Source organism: Leifsonia sp. NPDC102414, from assembly GCF_044765685.1.
Classification (GTDB): domain Bacteria; phylum Actinomycetota; class Actinomycetes; order Actinomycetales; family Microbacteriaceae; genus Leifsonia.
Map to the genome: position 1 here is coordinate 1,263,524 of NZ_JBIWKN010000001.1, position 15,197 is coordinate 1,278,720.

The 15,197-nt window shown below is 68.4% G+C and carries 16 protein-coding genes; 3 read left to right on the forward strand and 13 right to left on the reverse strand.

From position 1 onward, the window contains the following. Positions 1–11 precede the first annotated feature (11 nt). From ACIRCZ_RS06075 to dapA, 13 genes are all read right to left on the reverse strand, one after another. The gene (locus ACIRCZ_RS06075) at positions 12–950 is read right to left on the reverse strand and encodes a regulatory protein RecX (protein WP_402850673.1); all 939 of its coding nucleotides are present in this window, start codon (positions 948–950) and stop codon (positions 12–14) included. Between the two features lie 169 nt (positions 951–1,119). After that, the gene (gene recA, locus ACIRCZ_RS06080) at positions 1,120–2,193 is read right to left on the reverse strand and encodes a recombinase RecA (RefSeq protein ID WP_055895789.1); all 1,074 of its coding nucleotides are present in this window, start codon (positions 2,191–2,193) and stop codon (positions 1,120–1,122) included. Positions 2,194–2,361: 168 nt separating this feature from the next. Then, positions 2,362–2,586 carry a DUF3046 domain-containing protein gene (locus ACIRCZ_RS06085; RefSeq protein WP_055895787.1) on the reverse strand — a complete coding sequence of 75 codons (225 nt, stop codon included), beginning with the start codon at positions 2,584–2,586 and terminating at the stop codon, positions 2,362–2,364. A 90-nt stretch (positions 2,587–2,676) separates the two neighbouring features. Beyond that, entirely contained in the window at positions 2,677–2,988 is a 312-nt protein-coding gene (locus tag ACIRCZ_RS06090; protein ID WP_055895785.1) for a helix-turn-helix domain-containing protein, read from the reverse strand. A gap of 156 nt (positions 2,989–3,144) precedes the next feature. After that, positions 3,145–3,648 carry a CinA family protein gene (locus ACIRCZ_RS06095; RefSeq protein ID WP_055895784.1) on the reverse strand — a complete coding sequence of 168 codons (504 nt, stop codon included), beginning with the start codon at positions 3,646–3,648 and terminating at the stop codon, positions 3,145–3,147. Continuing rightward, positions 3,635–4,258: a CDP-diacylglycerol--glycerol-3-phosphate 3-phosphatidyltransferase gene (gene pgsA / locus ACIRCZ_RS06100; RefSeq protein WP_402850680.1), complete on the reverse strand. Its 624-nt coding sequence runs from the start codon at positions 4,256–4,258 to the stop codon at positions 3,635–3,637. The genes ACIRCZ_RS06095 and pgsA overlap by 14 nt, the downstream gene beginning before the upstream one ends. A 5-nt stretch (positions 4,259–4,263) precedes the next feature. After that, positions 4,264–7,116: a DNA translocase FtsK 4TM domain-containing protein gene (locus tag ACIRCZ_RS06105; RefSeq protein ID WP_402850683.1), complete on the reverse strand. Its 2,853-nt coding sequence runs from the start codon at positions 7,114–7,116 to the stop codon at positions 4,264–4,266. A gap of 103 nt (positions 7,117–7,219) precedes the next feature. Next, positions 7,220–7,711 carry a GNAT family N-acetyltransferase gene (locus ACIRCZ_RS06110; RefSeq protein WP_055895779.1) on the reverse strand — a complete coding sequence of 164 codons (492 nt, stop codon included), beginning with the start codon at positions 7,709–7,711 and terminating at the stop codon, positions 7,220–7,222. A 65-nt stretch (positions 7,712–7,776) separates the two neighbouring features. Then, positions 7,777–9,000 carry an ABC transporter permease gene (locus tag ACIRCZ_RS06115; RefSeq protein WP_055895776.1) on the reverse strand — a complete coding sequence of 408 codons (1,224 nt, stop codon included), beginning with the start codon at positions 8,998–9,000 and terminating at the stop codon, positions 7,777–7,779. Then, on the reverse strand, positions 8,997–9,701 hold the full coding sequence (locus tag ACIRCZ_RS06120) for an ABC transporter ATP-binding protein (RefSeq protein ID WP_055895774.1): 705 nt from the start codon (positions 9,699–9,701) through the stop codon (positions 8,997–8,999). Before ACIRCZ_RS06120 ends, ACIRCZ_RS06115 begins: the two co-directional genes overlap by 4 nt. Next, positions 9,698–10,756: a hypothetical protein gene (locus ACIRCZ_RS06125; protein ID WP_162255979.1), complete on the reverse strand. Its 1,059-nt coding sequence runs from the start codon at positions 10,754–10,756 to the stop codon at positions 9,698–9,700. The genes ACIRCZ_RS06120 and ACIRCZ_RS06125 overlap by 4 nt, the downstream gene beginning before the upstream one ends. Positions 10,757–10,838: 82 nt before the next feature. Further along, on the reverse strand, positions 10,839–12,515 hold the full coding sequence (locus tag ACIRCZ_RS06130; protein WP_402850690.1) for a ribonuclease J: 1,677 nt from the start codon (positions 12,513–12,515) through the stop codon (positions 10,839–10,841). A 65-nt stretch (positions 12,516–12,580) separates the two neighbouring features. After that, positions 12,581–13,558, reverse strand: a complete 978-nt coding sequence (gene dapA / locus ACIRCZ_RS06135) for a 4-hydroxy-tetrahydrodipicolinate synthase (protein WP_055895766.1) — start codon at positions 13,556–13,558, stop codon at positions 12,581–12,583. Positions 13,559–13,699: 141 nt separating this feature from the next. Between dapA and ACIRCZ_RS06140 the strand changes: the two genes are divergently transcribed. The 3 genes from ACIRCZ_RS06140 to ACIRCZ_RS06150 all read left to right on the forward strand — a co-directional run bounded on the left by ACIRCZ_RS06140 (position 13,700) and on the right by ACIRCZ_RS06150 (position 15,195). Further along, positions 13,700–14,149: a thioredoxin family protein gene (locus ACIRCZ_RS06140; RefSeq protein ID WP_055895764.1), complete on the forward strand. Its 450-nt coding sequence runs from the start codon at positions 13,700–13,702 to the stop codon at positions 14,147–14,149. After that, positions 14,136–14,639, forward strand: a complete 504-nt coding sequence (locus tag ACIRCZ_RS06145; protein WP_402850695.1) for a DUF4395 domain-containing protein — start codon at positions 14,136–14,138, stop codon at positions 14,637–14,639. Before ACIRCZ_RS06140 ends, ACIRCZ_RS06145 begins: the two co-directional genes overlap by 14 nt. Before the next feature lie 130 nt (positions 14,640–14,769). After that, on the forward strand, positions 14,770–15,195 hold the full coding sequence (locus ACIRCZ_RS06150; RefSeq protein WP_402850698.1) for an OsmC family peroxiredoxin: 426 nt from the start codon (positions 14,770–14,772) through the stop codon (positions 15,193–15,195). Positions 15,196–15,197: the final 2 nt, after the last annotated feature.

Here is a 15,197-nt window from a genome sequence, read left to right on the forward strand (position 1 = left end):
CCGAACTGCGCCTACTCGAAGCGCACTCCGCTGCGACGGCCCCTGGTGGCGAGGGCCGCATCCATCGCCTGCCGCACGACGGACGAGCTGTATCCCTTGCGCGCGAGGAACCCGTGGAGACGGCGCTTCGCCGTTTCGTCGTCGTAGCTGGACAGCTGGCCGACGCGTTTCATCGCCAGCTCCGTGGCGCGTTCGAGTTCGTCGTCGTCGGCGATCTCCGCGAGTGCTTCCTCGATGAGCTCCGGCGCGATGTGGCGCCTGTTCAGCTCCTGGGCGATCGCCGAGCGTCCGAGACCTTTACGGGTGTGCTGCGTGTAGACGAGCGTGACAGCGAGGGCCGCATCGTCGAGCAGGCCGACACTCTCCAGCCGATCGAGCTCCGCCTGGGCGACGGCCGGCTCGATCTCACGCTTGGCGAGCACCTGCTCCAACTCCCAGCGCGACATGCCGCGCCGCGCGAGCTGGTGGATCGACACGGACGACGCGCGCTTCACCTGCCTCTCGCCGCCGCCGTCCGACCGTTCAAACGTGTCGGCCGCCGCTGCAGAGTCTTTCCGGCCGGCCTCGGCTCCCGACTCTTCGAGGAACGCCTTCGACCACCGTGCCGTGGTTCGCTTGCGCTCCGCGAGAGCGTCGTCGGCGTCGCCGGCATCGCCAGCATCGTCGCCGATGCTCGCTCCGCCGTCCGCCGTGCGAGTGAAGGGGAAGGCGACGACCGGCCGCACGGACGCCGTGTCTGCTCCGCTCGATTCCGCCTCACTCCCCCGCCGCGACGGATGGTCCGCTCCACGAGACCGCGGCAAGAACGTCACAGGAGCGAGCCGCTCCGCAGGATCGGCTCGGTCGACGGCGCCTTGACCGACGATGCCGTCGCCCACCAGACCATCGCCGGCACCGCCGTCACCGGCCTCACGGCCCGCGCCGGACTCCGACTCAGAGGGAAATCGCACGACCACGGGTCACTCCTCGTTCTTCTCGCCTAGACCGAACTGGATCGGCGGCACCTGCTCAGCACCGCCTGCTCAGCACCACCCGTACGTCGCAACCTCTACAGCGGAACCCGCCCAGCGAACGAACGCCGCGCATCGCTGTCACCAGCCGCACCGAGCGAGCAGGACGCTACGCGCCCTTCTTCGCCTGCAGCTTCGCCTCCAGCGATCCGACGTTGTCGGGCGCCTCGGCGACCGCGTTCGGGTCGGCGACGATTCCGAGCTTGATCTTGATCTTGTTCTCGATATCGAGCGCGATGTCGGGGTTGTTGATCAGGAAGTTGCGCGAGTTCTCTTTGCCCTGGCCGAGCTGGTCGCCCTCGTAGGTGTACCAGGCGCCCGACTTCTTGACGATGGCGTGCTCGACGCCGAAGTCGATCAGGCTGCCCTCGCGGGAGATGCCGACGCCGTAGAGGATGTCGAACTCCGCCTGCTTGAACGGCGGAGCCATCTTGTTCTTGACGACCTTGACGCGGGTGCGGTTACCGACGGCTTCCGCTCCGTCCTTCAGCGTCTCGATGCGGCGGATATCGAGTCGAACCGACGCGTAGAACTTGAGCGCCTTGCCACCGGCCGTCGTCTCGGGGCTTCCGAAGAAGACACCGATCTTCTCGCGGAGCTGGTTGATGAAGATCATCGTGGTGTTGGTCTGGTTGAGACCACCGGTGAGCTTGCGAAGCGCCTGCGACATGAGTCGCGCCTGGAGGCCGACGTGGGAGTCGCCCATCTCGCCCTCGATCTCGGCACGGGGCACGAGCGCCGCCACGGAGTCGATGACGATGAGGTCGATCGAACCGCTTCGCACCAGCATGTCAGCGATCTCGAGCGCCTGCTCACCAGTGTCCGGCTGAGACACGAGGAGGGCGTCGATGTCCACGCCGAGCTTGCGGGCGTACTCGGGGTCGAGCGCGTGCTCGGCGTCGATGAAGGCGGCGATGCCGCCGGCGCGCTGCGCATTCGCGATGGCGTGCAGGGTCAGAGTGGTCTTACCCGACGACTCCGGACCATAGATCTCGACGATGCGGCCGCGCGGGAGTCCTCCGATGCCGAGCGCCACATCCAGTGCGATGGAGCCGGTGGGGACGACCTCGACGGGAGCGCGCTCGTCGCTGCCCAGTCGCATGACCGAGCCTTTTCCGAACTGGCGGTCGATCTGCGCAAGCGCGGTCTCGAGCGCCTTTTCGCGGTCTGCGGGTGATGGCATGTGCGGTTCTCCTTCTCGGCTTCGCTAACGAGATCGACTGTACGGGGGACGTCCGACACTCGGCGTTGACCACGCGAAATTGTGGACAACCCGTCTTCGATTGCCGTTGTGGAGAAGTCTAACGACATCCGAACATATCTTCGAGACTTTCGAACGCGGCGTGTCGCGTCAGCGCTTCGGAGCCGGTTTGCCCGCGCCGTACCAGTGCGACTGCGGAACGCCTGTCTCGCGGCAGAGCGCGATCCACACCTCGCGAGGCGCGATGCCCGCCGCCAGCGCCTGCTGCGCCGTGCGGTTGCCGAGCTCGCCGAGCACGAGGTCCGTGGTGAGCGCCTGTCCGTACGTCGAGCCGAACTCGTCGAGGATCGCGCGCTGGAACTCACTCAACTTCATGAAACCACCCTACGGGTCAGCACCGGCACCGGTCGCCGGGGGAAACGAAGAACGCCCCGGTCTCCCGGGGCGTTCTCTGGTGCGTCTGTGTCAGCGTGCGACCAGATCCGCGTCCATCGCCGAGACGAACTCGTCGGGGACGGTGTCGGGGATGATGGGCTCGATCCCCTCCAGCACGGCGAGACGGTCACCGACCTCGCGCATGATGACCGAGATCGGGGTGTCAAGCGCTTCTGCGACCGAGGCGAGAATCTCGGACGAAGCTTCCTTCTGACCTCGCTCCACCTCGCTGAGGTAGCCGAGGGCGACACTCGCCTTGCTGGCCACCTGTCGGAGCGTACGGCCCTTTTGCAGGCGGAAGTCCCTGAGCACGTCGCCGATTTCCTGACGTACAAGAATCATTCGGAGCCTCCTTCTTCTACCCTGCCGACGAATCGGACCTTAAACGGATGCCAACACTAGCGCATCTTATGAGGCTCAACGATATCGGCGACGACTGGGCTTTTCTTGTGAATGCAGCAGGTGTAACGAGACCGTAACAGCAGGTATTCCCGGCCGTCATGCGCGGTCGAGACCGACCTCGGCCGCCAGCTCGGCGAGCACGCGTTCGACCACCTGCCGGCGGATTTCGGCGCGCGTTCCGGAGAGCGCGAGTTCGACGGCCCGCGTGCCTGCCGGTGTCGATATCCCGACGAACACGGTCCCCACCGGCCGGCCGCCCTGCTGGTCCGGTCCGGCGACCCCGGTGGTGGCGAGACCGATGTCTGCTGCCCGCCCGGAGACGGCAAGCGCATCCCGCACCCCGGAGGCCAGCTGCCTGGCGACCTCGGGATGCACGGGGCCTTCGGCGGCGAGCAGGTCCGCATCCACCCCGACGATGGTGTGCTTCAGCTCCGTGGCGTACACGACGACGCCGCCGAGCACGACGGCGGACGCCCCTCCGACGCGCGTCAGCTCGGCGGTGAGTTCACCGCCGGTCAACGATTCTGCCGCGGCGACGGTCAGCCCGCGCTCTGCCAGGAACGGGATGAGGCGCGCGCTGAGGTCGTCAGGAGACGGCACGCTTGGCCCTCCGCCCCTTCCACGCCTGCCAGAGGTAGTCGACACCGGTCACGACCGTGAGAATCACCGCGGCCGTCATCACGATGCCGTTGACCCAGTACACCCAGTCGCCGAACAGGGTCCAGAGCGGGAAGAGGGCGAGGCTGATGGCGACCGACTGCACGATGGTCTTGATCTTGCCGCCGCGCGACGCCGCGATCACGCCCTGCCTGATGACGACGAAGCGGTACACGGTGATGCCGATCTCGCGCACGAGGATCACGATGGTGACCCACCATGGCAGTTCACCCAGGATCGACAGGGCGACGAGCGCTCCCCCGGTGAGCACCTTGTCGGCGATCGGGTCGAGCAGTTTGCCCAGCTCGGTGACGAGGTTGTTGCGCCTGGCGATGGCACCGTCGACGCCGTCCGTCGCGATGGCGATCACGAAGAGCACGGCGGCCGCCCAGCGAAGCCAGCCGTCGTCGCCCGCGTCGGCGAGCAGCATCCACACGAACAGCGGCGCCAGCAGGATGCGCACCACCGTGATGATGTTGGGCACGTTCCAGTTGCTCGCGCGTTGGGGCGTGCCCTTCGCCGAGGCCGGCGGAGGGGTGTCATGCACCGACATGTGGTCTACTCCCTGTCGGTCAGCTGCCAGGCGTCCTCGTCCGAGTCGCCGTCCACCTCAGGATAACCCTCGGTCATCCGCGCGACAGGGTCGCCTCCGTACGGGTCGTCGTCCTCGGCTGCGGCAGCTCCGGCGGCGACGGTGGATGCGCCCCCGGCGCCTGCCGCGCTTGAACCGGCACCGCCACCGGCGGGACCGGCGCCTCCGGCAGGCGAATCCTCGCCGCGCAGCGTCGCGAGCACGGCGGGCAGCTGCTCGACCGTGGCGAGCACATCCCTGGCCTTCGACCCTTCGGACGGGCCGACGATCTCGCGCGACTCGAGCAGGTCCATCAGGCGACCTGCCTTGGCGAACCCGACGCGCAGTTTGCGCTGAAGCATCGATGTCGAACCGAACTGCGTCGACACGACCAGTTCGGCCGCGGCGAGCAGGAGTTCGAGATCGTCGCCGATGTCGGAGTCGATCTGCTTCTTCTCCGCCGCTGCCGCGACGTCCTGACGGTACTCCGGCCGCGCCTGGCGCGTGACGTGCTCGACGACCTTCTGGATCTCCGCCTCGTTCACCCAGGCGCCTTGCACCCTGATCGCCTTGGAGGCGCCCATCGGCAGGAACAGGGCGTCGCCCTGGCCGATGAGCTTGTCGGCACCCGGCTGGTCGAGGATGACGCGGGAGTCGGTGACGCTCGTGACAGCGAAGGCGAGTCGCGACGGAACGTTCGCCTTGATGAGGCCGGTGACCACATCCACGGATGGACGCTGCGTCGCGAGCACGAGGTGGATTCCGGATGCGCGGGCGAGCTGCGTGATGCGGACGATCGAGTCCTCGACGTCGCGCGGGGCGACCATCATCAGGTCGGCGAGCTCGTCCACGACCACCAGGAGGTACGGGTACGGCTTGAGCGTGCGCTCACTGCCGGCGGGGAGCACGATCTCGTTGTTGACGACGGCCTTGTTGAAGTCGTCGATGTGGCGGAAGCCGAAGCTGGCCAGATCGTCGTAGCGCATGTCCATCTCTTTGACCACCCACTGCAGCGCTTCCGCCGCCTTCTTGGGGTTCGTGATGATGGGCGTGATGAGGTGCGGGACGCCGCCGTAGATGGTGAGCTCGACGCGCTTCGGGTCGATCAGCACCATGCGCACGTCGGACGGCTTGGCCCGCATCAGCAGGCTGGTGATCATCGAGTTGACGAAGCTGGACTTTCCCGACCCTGTGGAGCCGGCGACCAGGAGGTGGGGCATCTTGGCCAGGTTGGCGACGACGTAGCCGCCGCCGACGTCCTTGCCGACGCCGATCGTCATCGGATGCGTGCTCTTGGTCGCCGCCCCGGAGCGCAGCACGTCGCCCAGGGAGACGATCTCGCGGTCCGAGTTGGGGATCTCGATGCCGATCGCACTCTTGCCGGGGATCGGCGAGAGGATGCGCACCTCGTTGCTCGCGACGGCGTACGACAGGTTCTTGCTGAGGGCCGTGACGCGCTCGACCTTCACGCCGGGACCGAGCTCGATCTCGTACTGCGTGACGGTCGGCCCTCGCGAGTATCCGGTGACCTTCGCATCCACGCCGAACTGGGTGAGCACCTCGGTGATCGCGGCGACGATATCGTCGTTGGCGCTCGACCTGGTCTTGGCCGGGGTGCCGGCGGACAGCATTCCGGCGGACGGCAGGTGGTAAGGCGCTGCCGGCTCGGAGACGGACGGGATGGCAACTGTCTCGTCGAAGTCGTCCGCGCCGGCTCCGTGGGCGTCCGGGACGAATCCGGGGAGGACGGCGGGCACGGCGGGAGCGGCAGGCACTCCGGGAATCCCCGCGGCCGGCGGGATCTCCCCCGTGAACCGCTTGACGGCATCCTCCGCGAGCGCGAGCTCGCTGAGGACCTCAGTGTTGTAGTGGTCGCTCGCCGGATCGGGCTCCAGCGCCGTGGCGAACTCGCCCTTGCCCTTCTTCGACCTGTCGCCGAACACCTCTGTGATGCTGTCGTCGACGACGGGGGTGTCGAACGCCGGGTCCTCCTCGCGGCCGGACTTGTTCCTGCGCCACCAGGGCAGGTTTGCTTCCGGCTCGGCCTCGTCGTCCACGCCGTCGAGTTCGACCTGCTGGGTTTTCGCCTCCTTGGCGGCCTGCCGTTCCTCCTCGGTGGGGAGCTGCGCACCGAAAAGATAGGCGTAGAGCTCGCGGACCCGGACGCCCACCTTGTTCGGCGGCGTCTTGGTGATGATGAAGATGCTGAGGATGAGCAGCACGATGATCACGGCGGCGGCGCCGTACGGGGTGATCAGGGCGGCGAGCGGCGCGGCGAGCAACCAGCCGAGCACACCGCCGGCCCCTGCGAGCTTCGCCATGCCGTCGCTCGGCTGCGGGTGCGAACTGAACAGGTGGCACAGCCCAGAGATGGTGAGCAGCAGAATGCTCAGGCCGATGCCGATGCGCGTGTTGTCGTGGACGGAGCTCGGGTGCCGGAACAGCCACGCGGCGAACAGGACCATGATGACCGGGAGCGCGAACGCCACACGGCCGAACAGCCCACCGAAGGTCCACGCATCCAGAGTGCGGGCGACATCGTCGTTGATCAGGAACCACTCGACCACGGCGCCGGCGACAGCGAGCAGCACGAGGAAGAACGGGAACCCGTCGCGGCGCTCCTCCTTGGCGAGCTTCTCCGGCCCGAGAGCACGGAAGGCGGCGCCGGTGAGGTGGGCCAGGCCCATCCAGGCGCGGACCAGCGGGTTCGGCCCCGCGTCGGCGGTCGGGTATGCGACCGTCTTCTGGGCCGCGGTCTTCGCCGCCGGCTTGCGCGCGGTCGAGCCGCCGCGGCCGGAGGAGTTCCGCGCGCGCGATGTCGACTTGGTGCTCGTAGCCATAGGGTCCACGGTACTTCGCACCCGTGTCATCGGCCGGTTACCGCGCGCGGATTGTGGAAAATCCGTTACACGGCCGCGCTGTGAAGAAATCGCGAGAACGGGGTCAATGCACCGCCCGCACCATGGTGTCCGAGTCTGCGCCGGACTCGACGGTGATGTACCCCTCGCTGACGTAGAGGCGCTGGGCGAAGTTCGCGCGCTCCACACTCAGGCTGAGCCGGTTGTGCCCGGCGGCGCCCGCCTGCTTGGCGACCGCCTGCAGCAGAGCCCTCCCGACGCCGCGGGCGCGCCACTGGGTGTTCACGCCGAGAGTGAGCTCGGGCACACCGACCGCGACGAACCCGTACCCCGGCGCGTTCGCGGGGAACAGCCTGCCCCAGCACGCACCGACGGGAACGTCGCGGGTATCGACGGCGACGGAGCCGAAGTCGCCAGGGCGCATCCACCCGCTGACGTACCTGGACACCTTCGGGTCTTCCAGCACGGCGACCCGTGGACGCGCACGGACGGGATTCCAGTTGGACGCCTCGACGAGCATGTCCGCGAGGAAGCGCGCGTCATCGCCGGTCGCCGCCCTGATCCGGAATGCTGTCATGCACGAACGCTACCCGGAGACGTGTAACGGCGAGGTTACGAAACCGAGGTCGCGGCGACCGATGCTCAGTACCGGATGGCGTCGATGACCTTGACCCGCACGGCGACGAGCGCGGGAAGCAGCCCGGCGAGCGCTCCGACAGCGGTCGCGGCGACCATACCGATCACGGCGGCCTCGACCGGGAACGGCGGGAAGTCAGACACCATGCCCTGACCGATCAGCTGCTCCAGCCACGGGCTCTTCACGATCAGGATCGACAGCCCCACCCCCGCCGCGCCGGCGACGACCGTCGCGACAACGCTCTCCATCATCACCGCGAAGAACACGCGGCCGGCTGTCGCACCGAAGCTCCGGCGCACCCCGATCTCCCGGATGCGATGACGCACCGTGACCAGGGCGATATTGACCAGTCCGAGCGCACCGAGCAGCAGCACGAGCACCGCGATTCCGCCGACGACCAGCTTGAAGAACGCGAGGGGGTCGTCGCCGGCTGCGAGGTAGTCCTGTCGATTGACGCTCGTGGCCCCTGCTCCGAGCGCCTGATCGAGCTCCGCGCGGATCGTTGCGGTGAGCGGGTCGGCCAGCTCGGGCGGTACCCACGCCTCGAGGTTCGCGGGTGCACCTCCCGAATAGTCGATCGACATCAGCTGGGGCGCGGCGGAGCTGAGGACGAACGCGGTCGGCGCCATGTCGTCGTATCCCGACGTGCGGAGCACACCGACGACGACCGCCGTGACCTCACCATCGCCGCTGGTCACCCGTGCGGTGGGATGCGAGGCGAGCGACGGAGAGCCGAGCTTGCGCCAGAAGTCGCCGTTGACCACGATGGCCGGTGCGAGCCGGTCGGCGTCCTCCTTGGTGAACCACGAGCCATGCGCGACGCGGATGCGGTGCATCGCCGCATACGGCTGATCGACGGCGGTCGTGCTGACCTCGGCGACCCCGCCGCGGAACTGCACGCGCATCCCGCCCTGTCGCACCGACGACGTGTATTCGATCTTGTGGCGCTCGACCACGCCGGCCCACGCTTCCGGGAGTCCGCCCGCCGGCATCGGCGTGCCGTCAGGAGCGTACGACGCCGTCACCGAGAGCAACGCCGGCCTGCCGCCGTAGCGCTCGTTGGACTCGGTCATCCCCTGCTGCGCGATGTTGGCCAGCCCGACCACGGAGCTGAGCGCGCACACCGCGACCGCGACGCCGATGAGCGAGAGGAGAACGCGCACCCGGTGGATGCGCACCTCCTGCCAGGCCTCGACGATCGCACCCCAGACCGACTCGACCGCCCTCATGCCGCGACGTCCTGTGCGGAGCCGAGGGGATGCAGTCTGCCGCCGTCCAGCCGATGGCGTTCGTCCGCGAGGGCGGCGATGGCCGGATCGTGCGTGATGGTGACGAGCGCAGCTCCGTAGTCGGTCGCAACACTGTCGAGCAGGCCCATCACCGAGGTGCCTGTCTCCACGTCCAGCGCGCCGGTCGGCTCGTCGGCGAGGATGAGCCGCGGCTCTCGGACGAGCGCCCTGGCGATGGCGACGCGTTGTTGCTCCCCACCGGACAGCTTCTCCGGCATGGTGTCCATACGGTGCCCGAGCCCGACCTTGTCGAGGATCTCGGCGGCGATCGCCCGCCGCCGCCAGAACCGGCGTCCGCTCGCGTAGAGCAGAGGAGTCATCACGTTCTCCAGAGCCGTGCGCCCGGAGAGCAGATTGAACTGCTGGAAGATGAAGCCGACGTCAGCACCACGCTGCCGGTCGCGGGCTCCGGAGCGGAGCCGAGCGACGGGTCGGCCGTCGAACTCGAAGACCCCGGAGGTCGGGGCGTCGAGCAGGCCGAGGATGTTGAGCAGCGTGGACTTGCCCGAGCCGGATCGTCCGACGATGGAGGCGCGCTCGCCGTGCTCGACCACGAGGTCGACGCCGTCCAGGATGGTCAGCGGGTCCGCATCCGGAATGTCGACGGTCTTGGTCACACCCTCGAGCCGCAGCAGGCTCACGAGCCGACCGACGCGCAGGACATCGAGCCGTCCGGCCCTGTGATGCAGCCGTTCTCATCCGGCATCGGTGCGCCTGGGACGAATTCGAGGATGGTGTCCCCCTCCTTCACCCCTCCACGTACCTCGACGGTCTTGCCGTCGGTGAGCCCGAGGGTCACGGCGACCTCCTTGGGATCGCCGCCCTTCGGGTCCGGCAGGTAGACGATGCCCTTCTCCGCCGTGCCCTTGATCGCCGTGGTCGGCACGGTCAGCACCCCTTCGGCACGACCGCCGGACATGGTGAGGTCGGCGGCCAGACCCGCGAAGACGGTGACCCCGGCTGGGATGGCGCAGCGGACGGTCGTGGTCGACCCGGCGGAAGCTCCCCCGCCCTGCTGATCTCCGCCGGAGGACGGAGCCTGCGGCGCATCCGCCGTGGCCGCCGGCGTCGTGATGCTGAGTCCGGTGCAGGTGAACGGCGCCGGACCGTTCTTGATCGTGACGACGGCCTCCGTCGGCCGGTTGAGGAGGCGGTACTGCTGCGCAGAGGGCAGCGACGCAGACGCAGAGAACGTCGGAGGCGCGATACCGCCCGTCGCCTCGCCCACCGCGACGGACTGGCCGGGGATGACCGGAAGGGCGGAGACGATGCCGCCGATCGGCGCGGTGACCTCGACATAGCTCACGGCGGGTTTCGGCTGCGTGACGACCGGCAGGCCGTCCGGTCCGGTCGTCTCGACCGGGTCGCGCGGCGTCTCCACCTTGATGTCGTAGAGCGTCGCTCCCGCCTCGACCGCGGCGCCGACGGCGACCTGGACCTCGTCGACGACGCCCGCCGCCGTTGCCCGGACGGGCGCAGCGGGGTCGGCGACGATGGAGCCGCTCACGGTCACGTCGTTGACGATCGTTCCGGTCTGCACCGCGACCGTCGGATCGCTGAGCTCAGCGGTCGGCTGGAGCGGATCGGACGTCGACGGACCGTCGCCGAAGAACGCCAGTTTGACGAGCGCCGCCGCCACGACGGCGACCAGAACCAGACGGATGATGGGAAAGACCCATCGTCGCGTTACCCCCACTGTTCCTGCTTTCTGCTGAATCCGGCCCGTCCGCAGCGCGGACGAGGCAAACCGGCCCCCCGGTATGTCCTCGGCTAGTGTGTCATGCCTCGATGACGAGCGGAACGATCATCGGACGACGACGATAGCTCGTGTTCACCCAGCGGCCGACCGTGCGTCGCACGACCTGCGACAGCGCGTGCGAGTCGCGGACGCCGTTGTGGGCGGCCTCGGCGAGCGCGGAGGCGATCTTCGGCTTGACCGCGTCGAACACCGCGTCGTCCTCGGCGAAACCGCGGGCGTGGATTTCCGGCCCGGTGACGATGCGTCCGGTCGCCGCCTCGACGACGACGATGATCGAGATGAAGCCTTCTTCACCGAGGATGCGGCGGTCCTTGAGGTCCGCATCCGTGATCTCGCCGACGCTCGAGCCGTCCACGTAGACGAAGCCGAGGTCGAGCTGACCGACGATGCGCGCGACGCCGTCGCGGAGATCGATGACCGTGCCGTCCTCGGCGAGGATGGTGTTCTGCTCCGGCACACCGGTGTCCATCGCGAGACGCGCGTTGGCGACCAGGTGCCGGTACTCGCCGTGAACGGGCATGACGTTCTTCGGCTTCAGGATGTTGTAGCAGTAGAGCAGTTCGCCCGCCGCTGCGTGGCCGGAGACGTGCACCTTGGCGTTGCCCTTGTGCACGACGTTGGCACCGAGCTTGGTGAGGCCGTCGATCACGCGGTAGACGGCGTTCTCGTTGCCGGGGATGAGGCTGGACGCCAGGATGACCGTGTCTCCCTGCCCGACCTCGATCTGGTGGTCGAGGTTGGCCATGCGCGCGAGCACCGCCATCGGCTCGCCCTGCGATCCCGTGGACATGTAGACGATCTCGTCGTCCGGGAGGTCTGCCGCCTTCTTGTAGTCGATCAGAACGCCGTCCGGCACCTTGAGGTATCCGAGGTCGGCGGCGATGCCCATGTTGCGCACCATCGAGCGGCCGAGGAGCGCGACGCGGCGCCCGTTGGCCGCGGCGGCGTCGAGCACCTGCTGCACGCGGTGGACGTGACTGGAGAAGCTGGCCACGATCACGCGGCGGGGCGCCCGGGCGATGACATTGTCGAGCACGGGGCCGATGGAGCGCTCGAGCGGCGTGAAGCCGGGGACGTCCGCGTTCGTGGAGTCGGCGAGGAACAGGTCGACGCCCTTCTCACCGAGCCTGGCGAACGCGCGCAGGTCGGTGAGGCGGTCGTCCAGCGGGAGCTGGTCCATCTTGAAGTCGCCCGTGTGCAGCACGACCCCGGCCGGGGTGGTGATGGCGACGGCAAGCGCATCCGGGATCGAGTGGTTGACGGCGACGAACTCCAGCGAGAACGGGCCGAGCTGCTCGACCTGCCCCTCCTTGACAGTGAGGCTGTACGGCTGGATGCGGTGCTCTTTGAGCTTCGCCTCGACCAGCGCGAGCGTGAGTCCCGAGCCGATCAGCGGGATGTCCCTGCGCAGCTTCAAGAGATACGGCACGGCGCCGATGTGGTCTTCGTGCCCGTGGGTGAGGACGACGCCGACGATGTCGTCGAGACGGTCGCGGACCGGCTGGAAGTCGGGCAGGATCAGGTCGACCCCCGGCTGGTTCTCTTCGGGGAAGAGCACGCCGCAGTCGACGATGAGGAGCTTGCCCTCGTATTCGAAGACGGTCATGTTGCGGCCGATCTCCCCCAGGCCGCCGGTGGGGATGATCCTGAGGGTGCCCGGTTCGAGCGCGGGCGGGTCGGAGACGAGGTTGGGCATATGCCCTCCTAAACAGATACTGGCGCTGGGCGCCTGTGGTGGTTCGAGCCGTACAGTGGCACGGCCTAGCGAGTTGTTCCGGCGATTCGGGGCAGAGCACCGCCTGCTGCGGCGTTGCGATCCGGCCGGAAGTTGGAGAAGTCGACACCGGGGATGTCTTTGACGAGGTCGAGCTCGTCTTCGATCTGGGCGGCCTCCCACTCCTCCGGACCGACGAGCGGCAGGCGCACGCGCGGACTGGAGATGCGGCCGAGGCCGTGCAGGATGTACTTGGCCGCCACCGTGCCTGGCACGTGCGTCATGACGGCACGGACGAGAGGTTCGAGCTTCTGGTGCGCGGCGGTCGCCGTGGCGAGGTCGCCCGCGTTGACCGCATCCACGATCTGGCGGTACGGCCGAGCGGCGATGTTGGCCGTGACGCCGATGAGCCCCGTGGCGCCGATCGCCAGGTGCGGGAGCACGTTGGCGTCGTCGCCGGAGAAGTAGAGCAGATCGGTCTGGTTGAGCACACGGCTCACCTCGCTGAAGTCGCCCTTCGCGTCTTTGATGGCGCGCACGTTGGGATGCTTGGCGATGCGGAGGATGGTCTCGTACTTGATCGGGACGCCGGTGCGACCGGGGATGTCGTAGAGGATCACCGGAAGATCGGTGGAGTCCGCGATCAGCCGGAAGTGGGTGAGGATGCCCGCCTGCGTCGGCTTGTTGTAATAAGGCGTGACGATCATCACACCGTCCGCCCCGGCCTTCTCGCTCTGCTGGTAGAGCTGGATGGCGTGCGCCGTCTCGTTCGAGCCACCGCCCGTGATGATCTTGGCGCGGCCCGCCGCGACGTCTTTGCCGACCTCGACCAGCCGCAGCTTCTCGTGGTCGGTGAGCGTGGAGGTCTCCCCCGTCGTTCCCGTGACGACGATGCCGTCTGCACCCGCCGTGATCACGTCGTCGATGTGCTTCTCCACGCCGGCCCAGTCGACTTCGCCATCGGCGGTGAACGGGGTGACCAGGGCGACCAGCACCTGACCGAACGGATTGGAGGAGTTCGACATGGCTCAAGGTTATCGGGTCGGTCGCTCCGGGCGCTCTCCCCCTCTGCGGATCTGTGGACAGTTCGCGTTCTGCACAGGCCGGCGCGTCATCTGTCGTCACACACCGCATCCCGTGCCGCAGCGGGCGTAACGTCGGCGACCATGAACGCCTTGGCTGCGGCATCCGTCATCGTCGCGCTCGTCGCGGTCGCGACGGCGGCCGGCATCGTCTGGCGCCGGACGACCGGCCGCGTGCGCTCGGCAGGGCGCTCGCGCGACGCAGAGGTCGTCACGCCGGCCGAGGTCGGCGCCCCGGCGTTCGGCAGCACCGTCACGCTCCTCCAGTTCTCCACCGAGTACTGCGCCCCGTGCCGCTCGACCGCGCGCATCCTCGGTGGCATCGCCGACGAACGACCCGGCGTGGCGCACGTGGATGTGGACCTCACCCACCGGCCCGACCTCGCCAAACGCTTCGGCGTGCTGCAGACCCCCACAACGCTCGTGCTCGACCCGTCCGGCACGATCCGCGCACGCATCGGCGGCGTCGCCCGCGCCGACGAGGTGCGCTCGACCATCGACACCATCGCAGGGAGCGACCATGTCTCAGCCTGATGCCACACCCGCCACCACCGGCACGTCCTCCCGCGCCGGGATCGACCCGCGCTCTCCGCGCTTCGGGGCCGGCATCACCGCCGTCCTGCTGCTGATCGACGTCTTCCTCGGTCTCGTCGGCGCGACGACGGCGGCGTTCTGGCTCCTCCTGGTGATCGCGCTGCTCTTCGCCTGGGGCGCGTTCGCGGGAATCAAGCGCCACCCGTACGGCGCACTGTTCCGCGCGTTGGTGCGTCCGAGGCTCGCCCCTCCGGCCGAACTGGAGGATGCCGCTCCCCCGACCTTCGCCCAGGGCGTCGGGCTCTTCGTGACCGGGCTCGGCCTGCTCCTGCACCTCGTCGGTGTGCCGTATGTGCTCCCGATCGCCGCTGGTCTCGCGTTCGTCGCCGCGTTCCTCAACTCGGTGTTCGGCTACTGCCTCGGCTGCCAGATCTACCTGCTCCTGGTGCGTGCCGGGCTGATCAGGAGGAGCGCGGCGGCAGCCGCCTGAACGAAGAGCCGTGACCGCCTGAGCGCATACCAGGGAATCCGCCGTACGCTCCTCCGCGGTGTCGGACCGCCCTATTAGGCTGGTCGAACCGCCCGCGGAACGTGCGGGGGGAACGACGAGGAGGACCACCATGGCAGTCACGAGCGAATCGACAACGGTCTGGACAGGCGACCTCAAATCCGGCTCGGGCGAGGTCACCCTCGACTCGTCCCACTCCGCGCAGTTCCCCGTCACCTGGGCCGCCCGCTCGCAGGGCTCCCGTGAGGTCACCACGCCGGAGGAGCTGCTCGGAGCCGCGCACTCCGCGTGCTTCTCCATGGCGTTCTCGAACGCGCTCAGCGGCTTCGGCACCACGCCAGAGCGCATCGAGGTCACCGCGCACGTGACCTTCGACCCTGCAGAAGGCATCACCGGCAGCCACCTGGTCGTCCAGGCGACGGTGCCAGGTCTCTCGCAGGAGGACTTCGCCCGCCTCGCGGACGAGGCGAAGAGCGGCTGCCCCGTCTCTCGCGCGCTGGTCGGCATCCCGATCACCATCGAAGCCACCCTGGCCTAGCG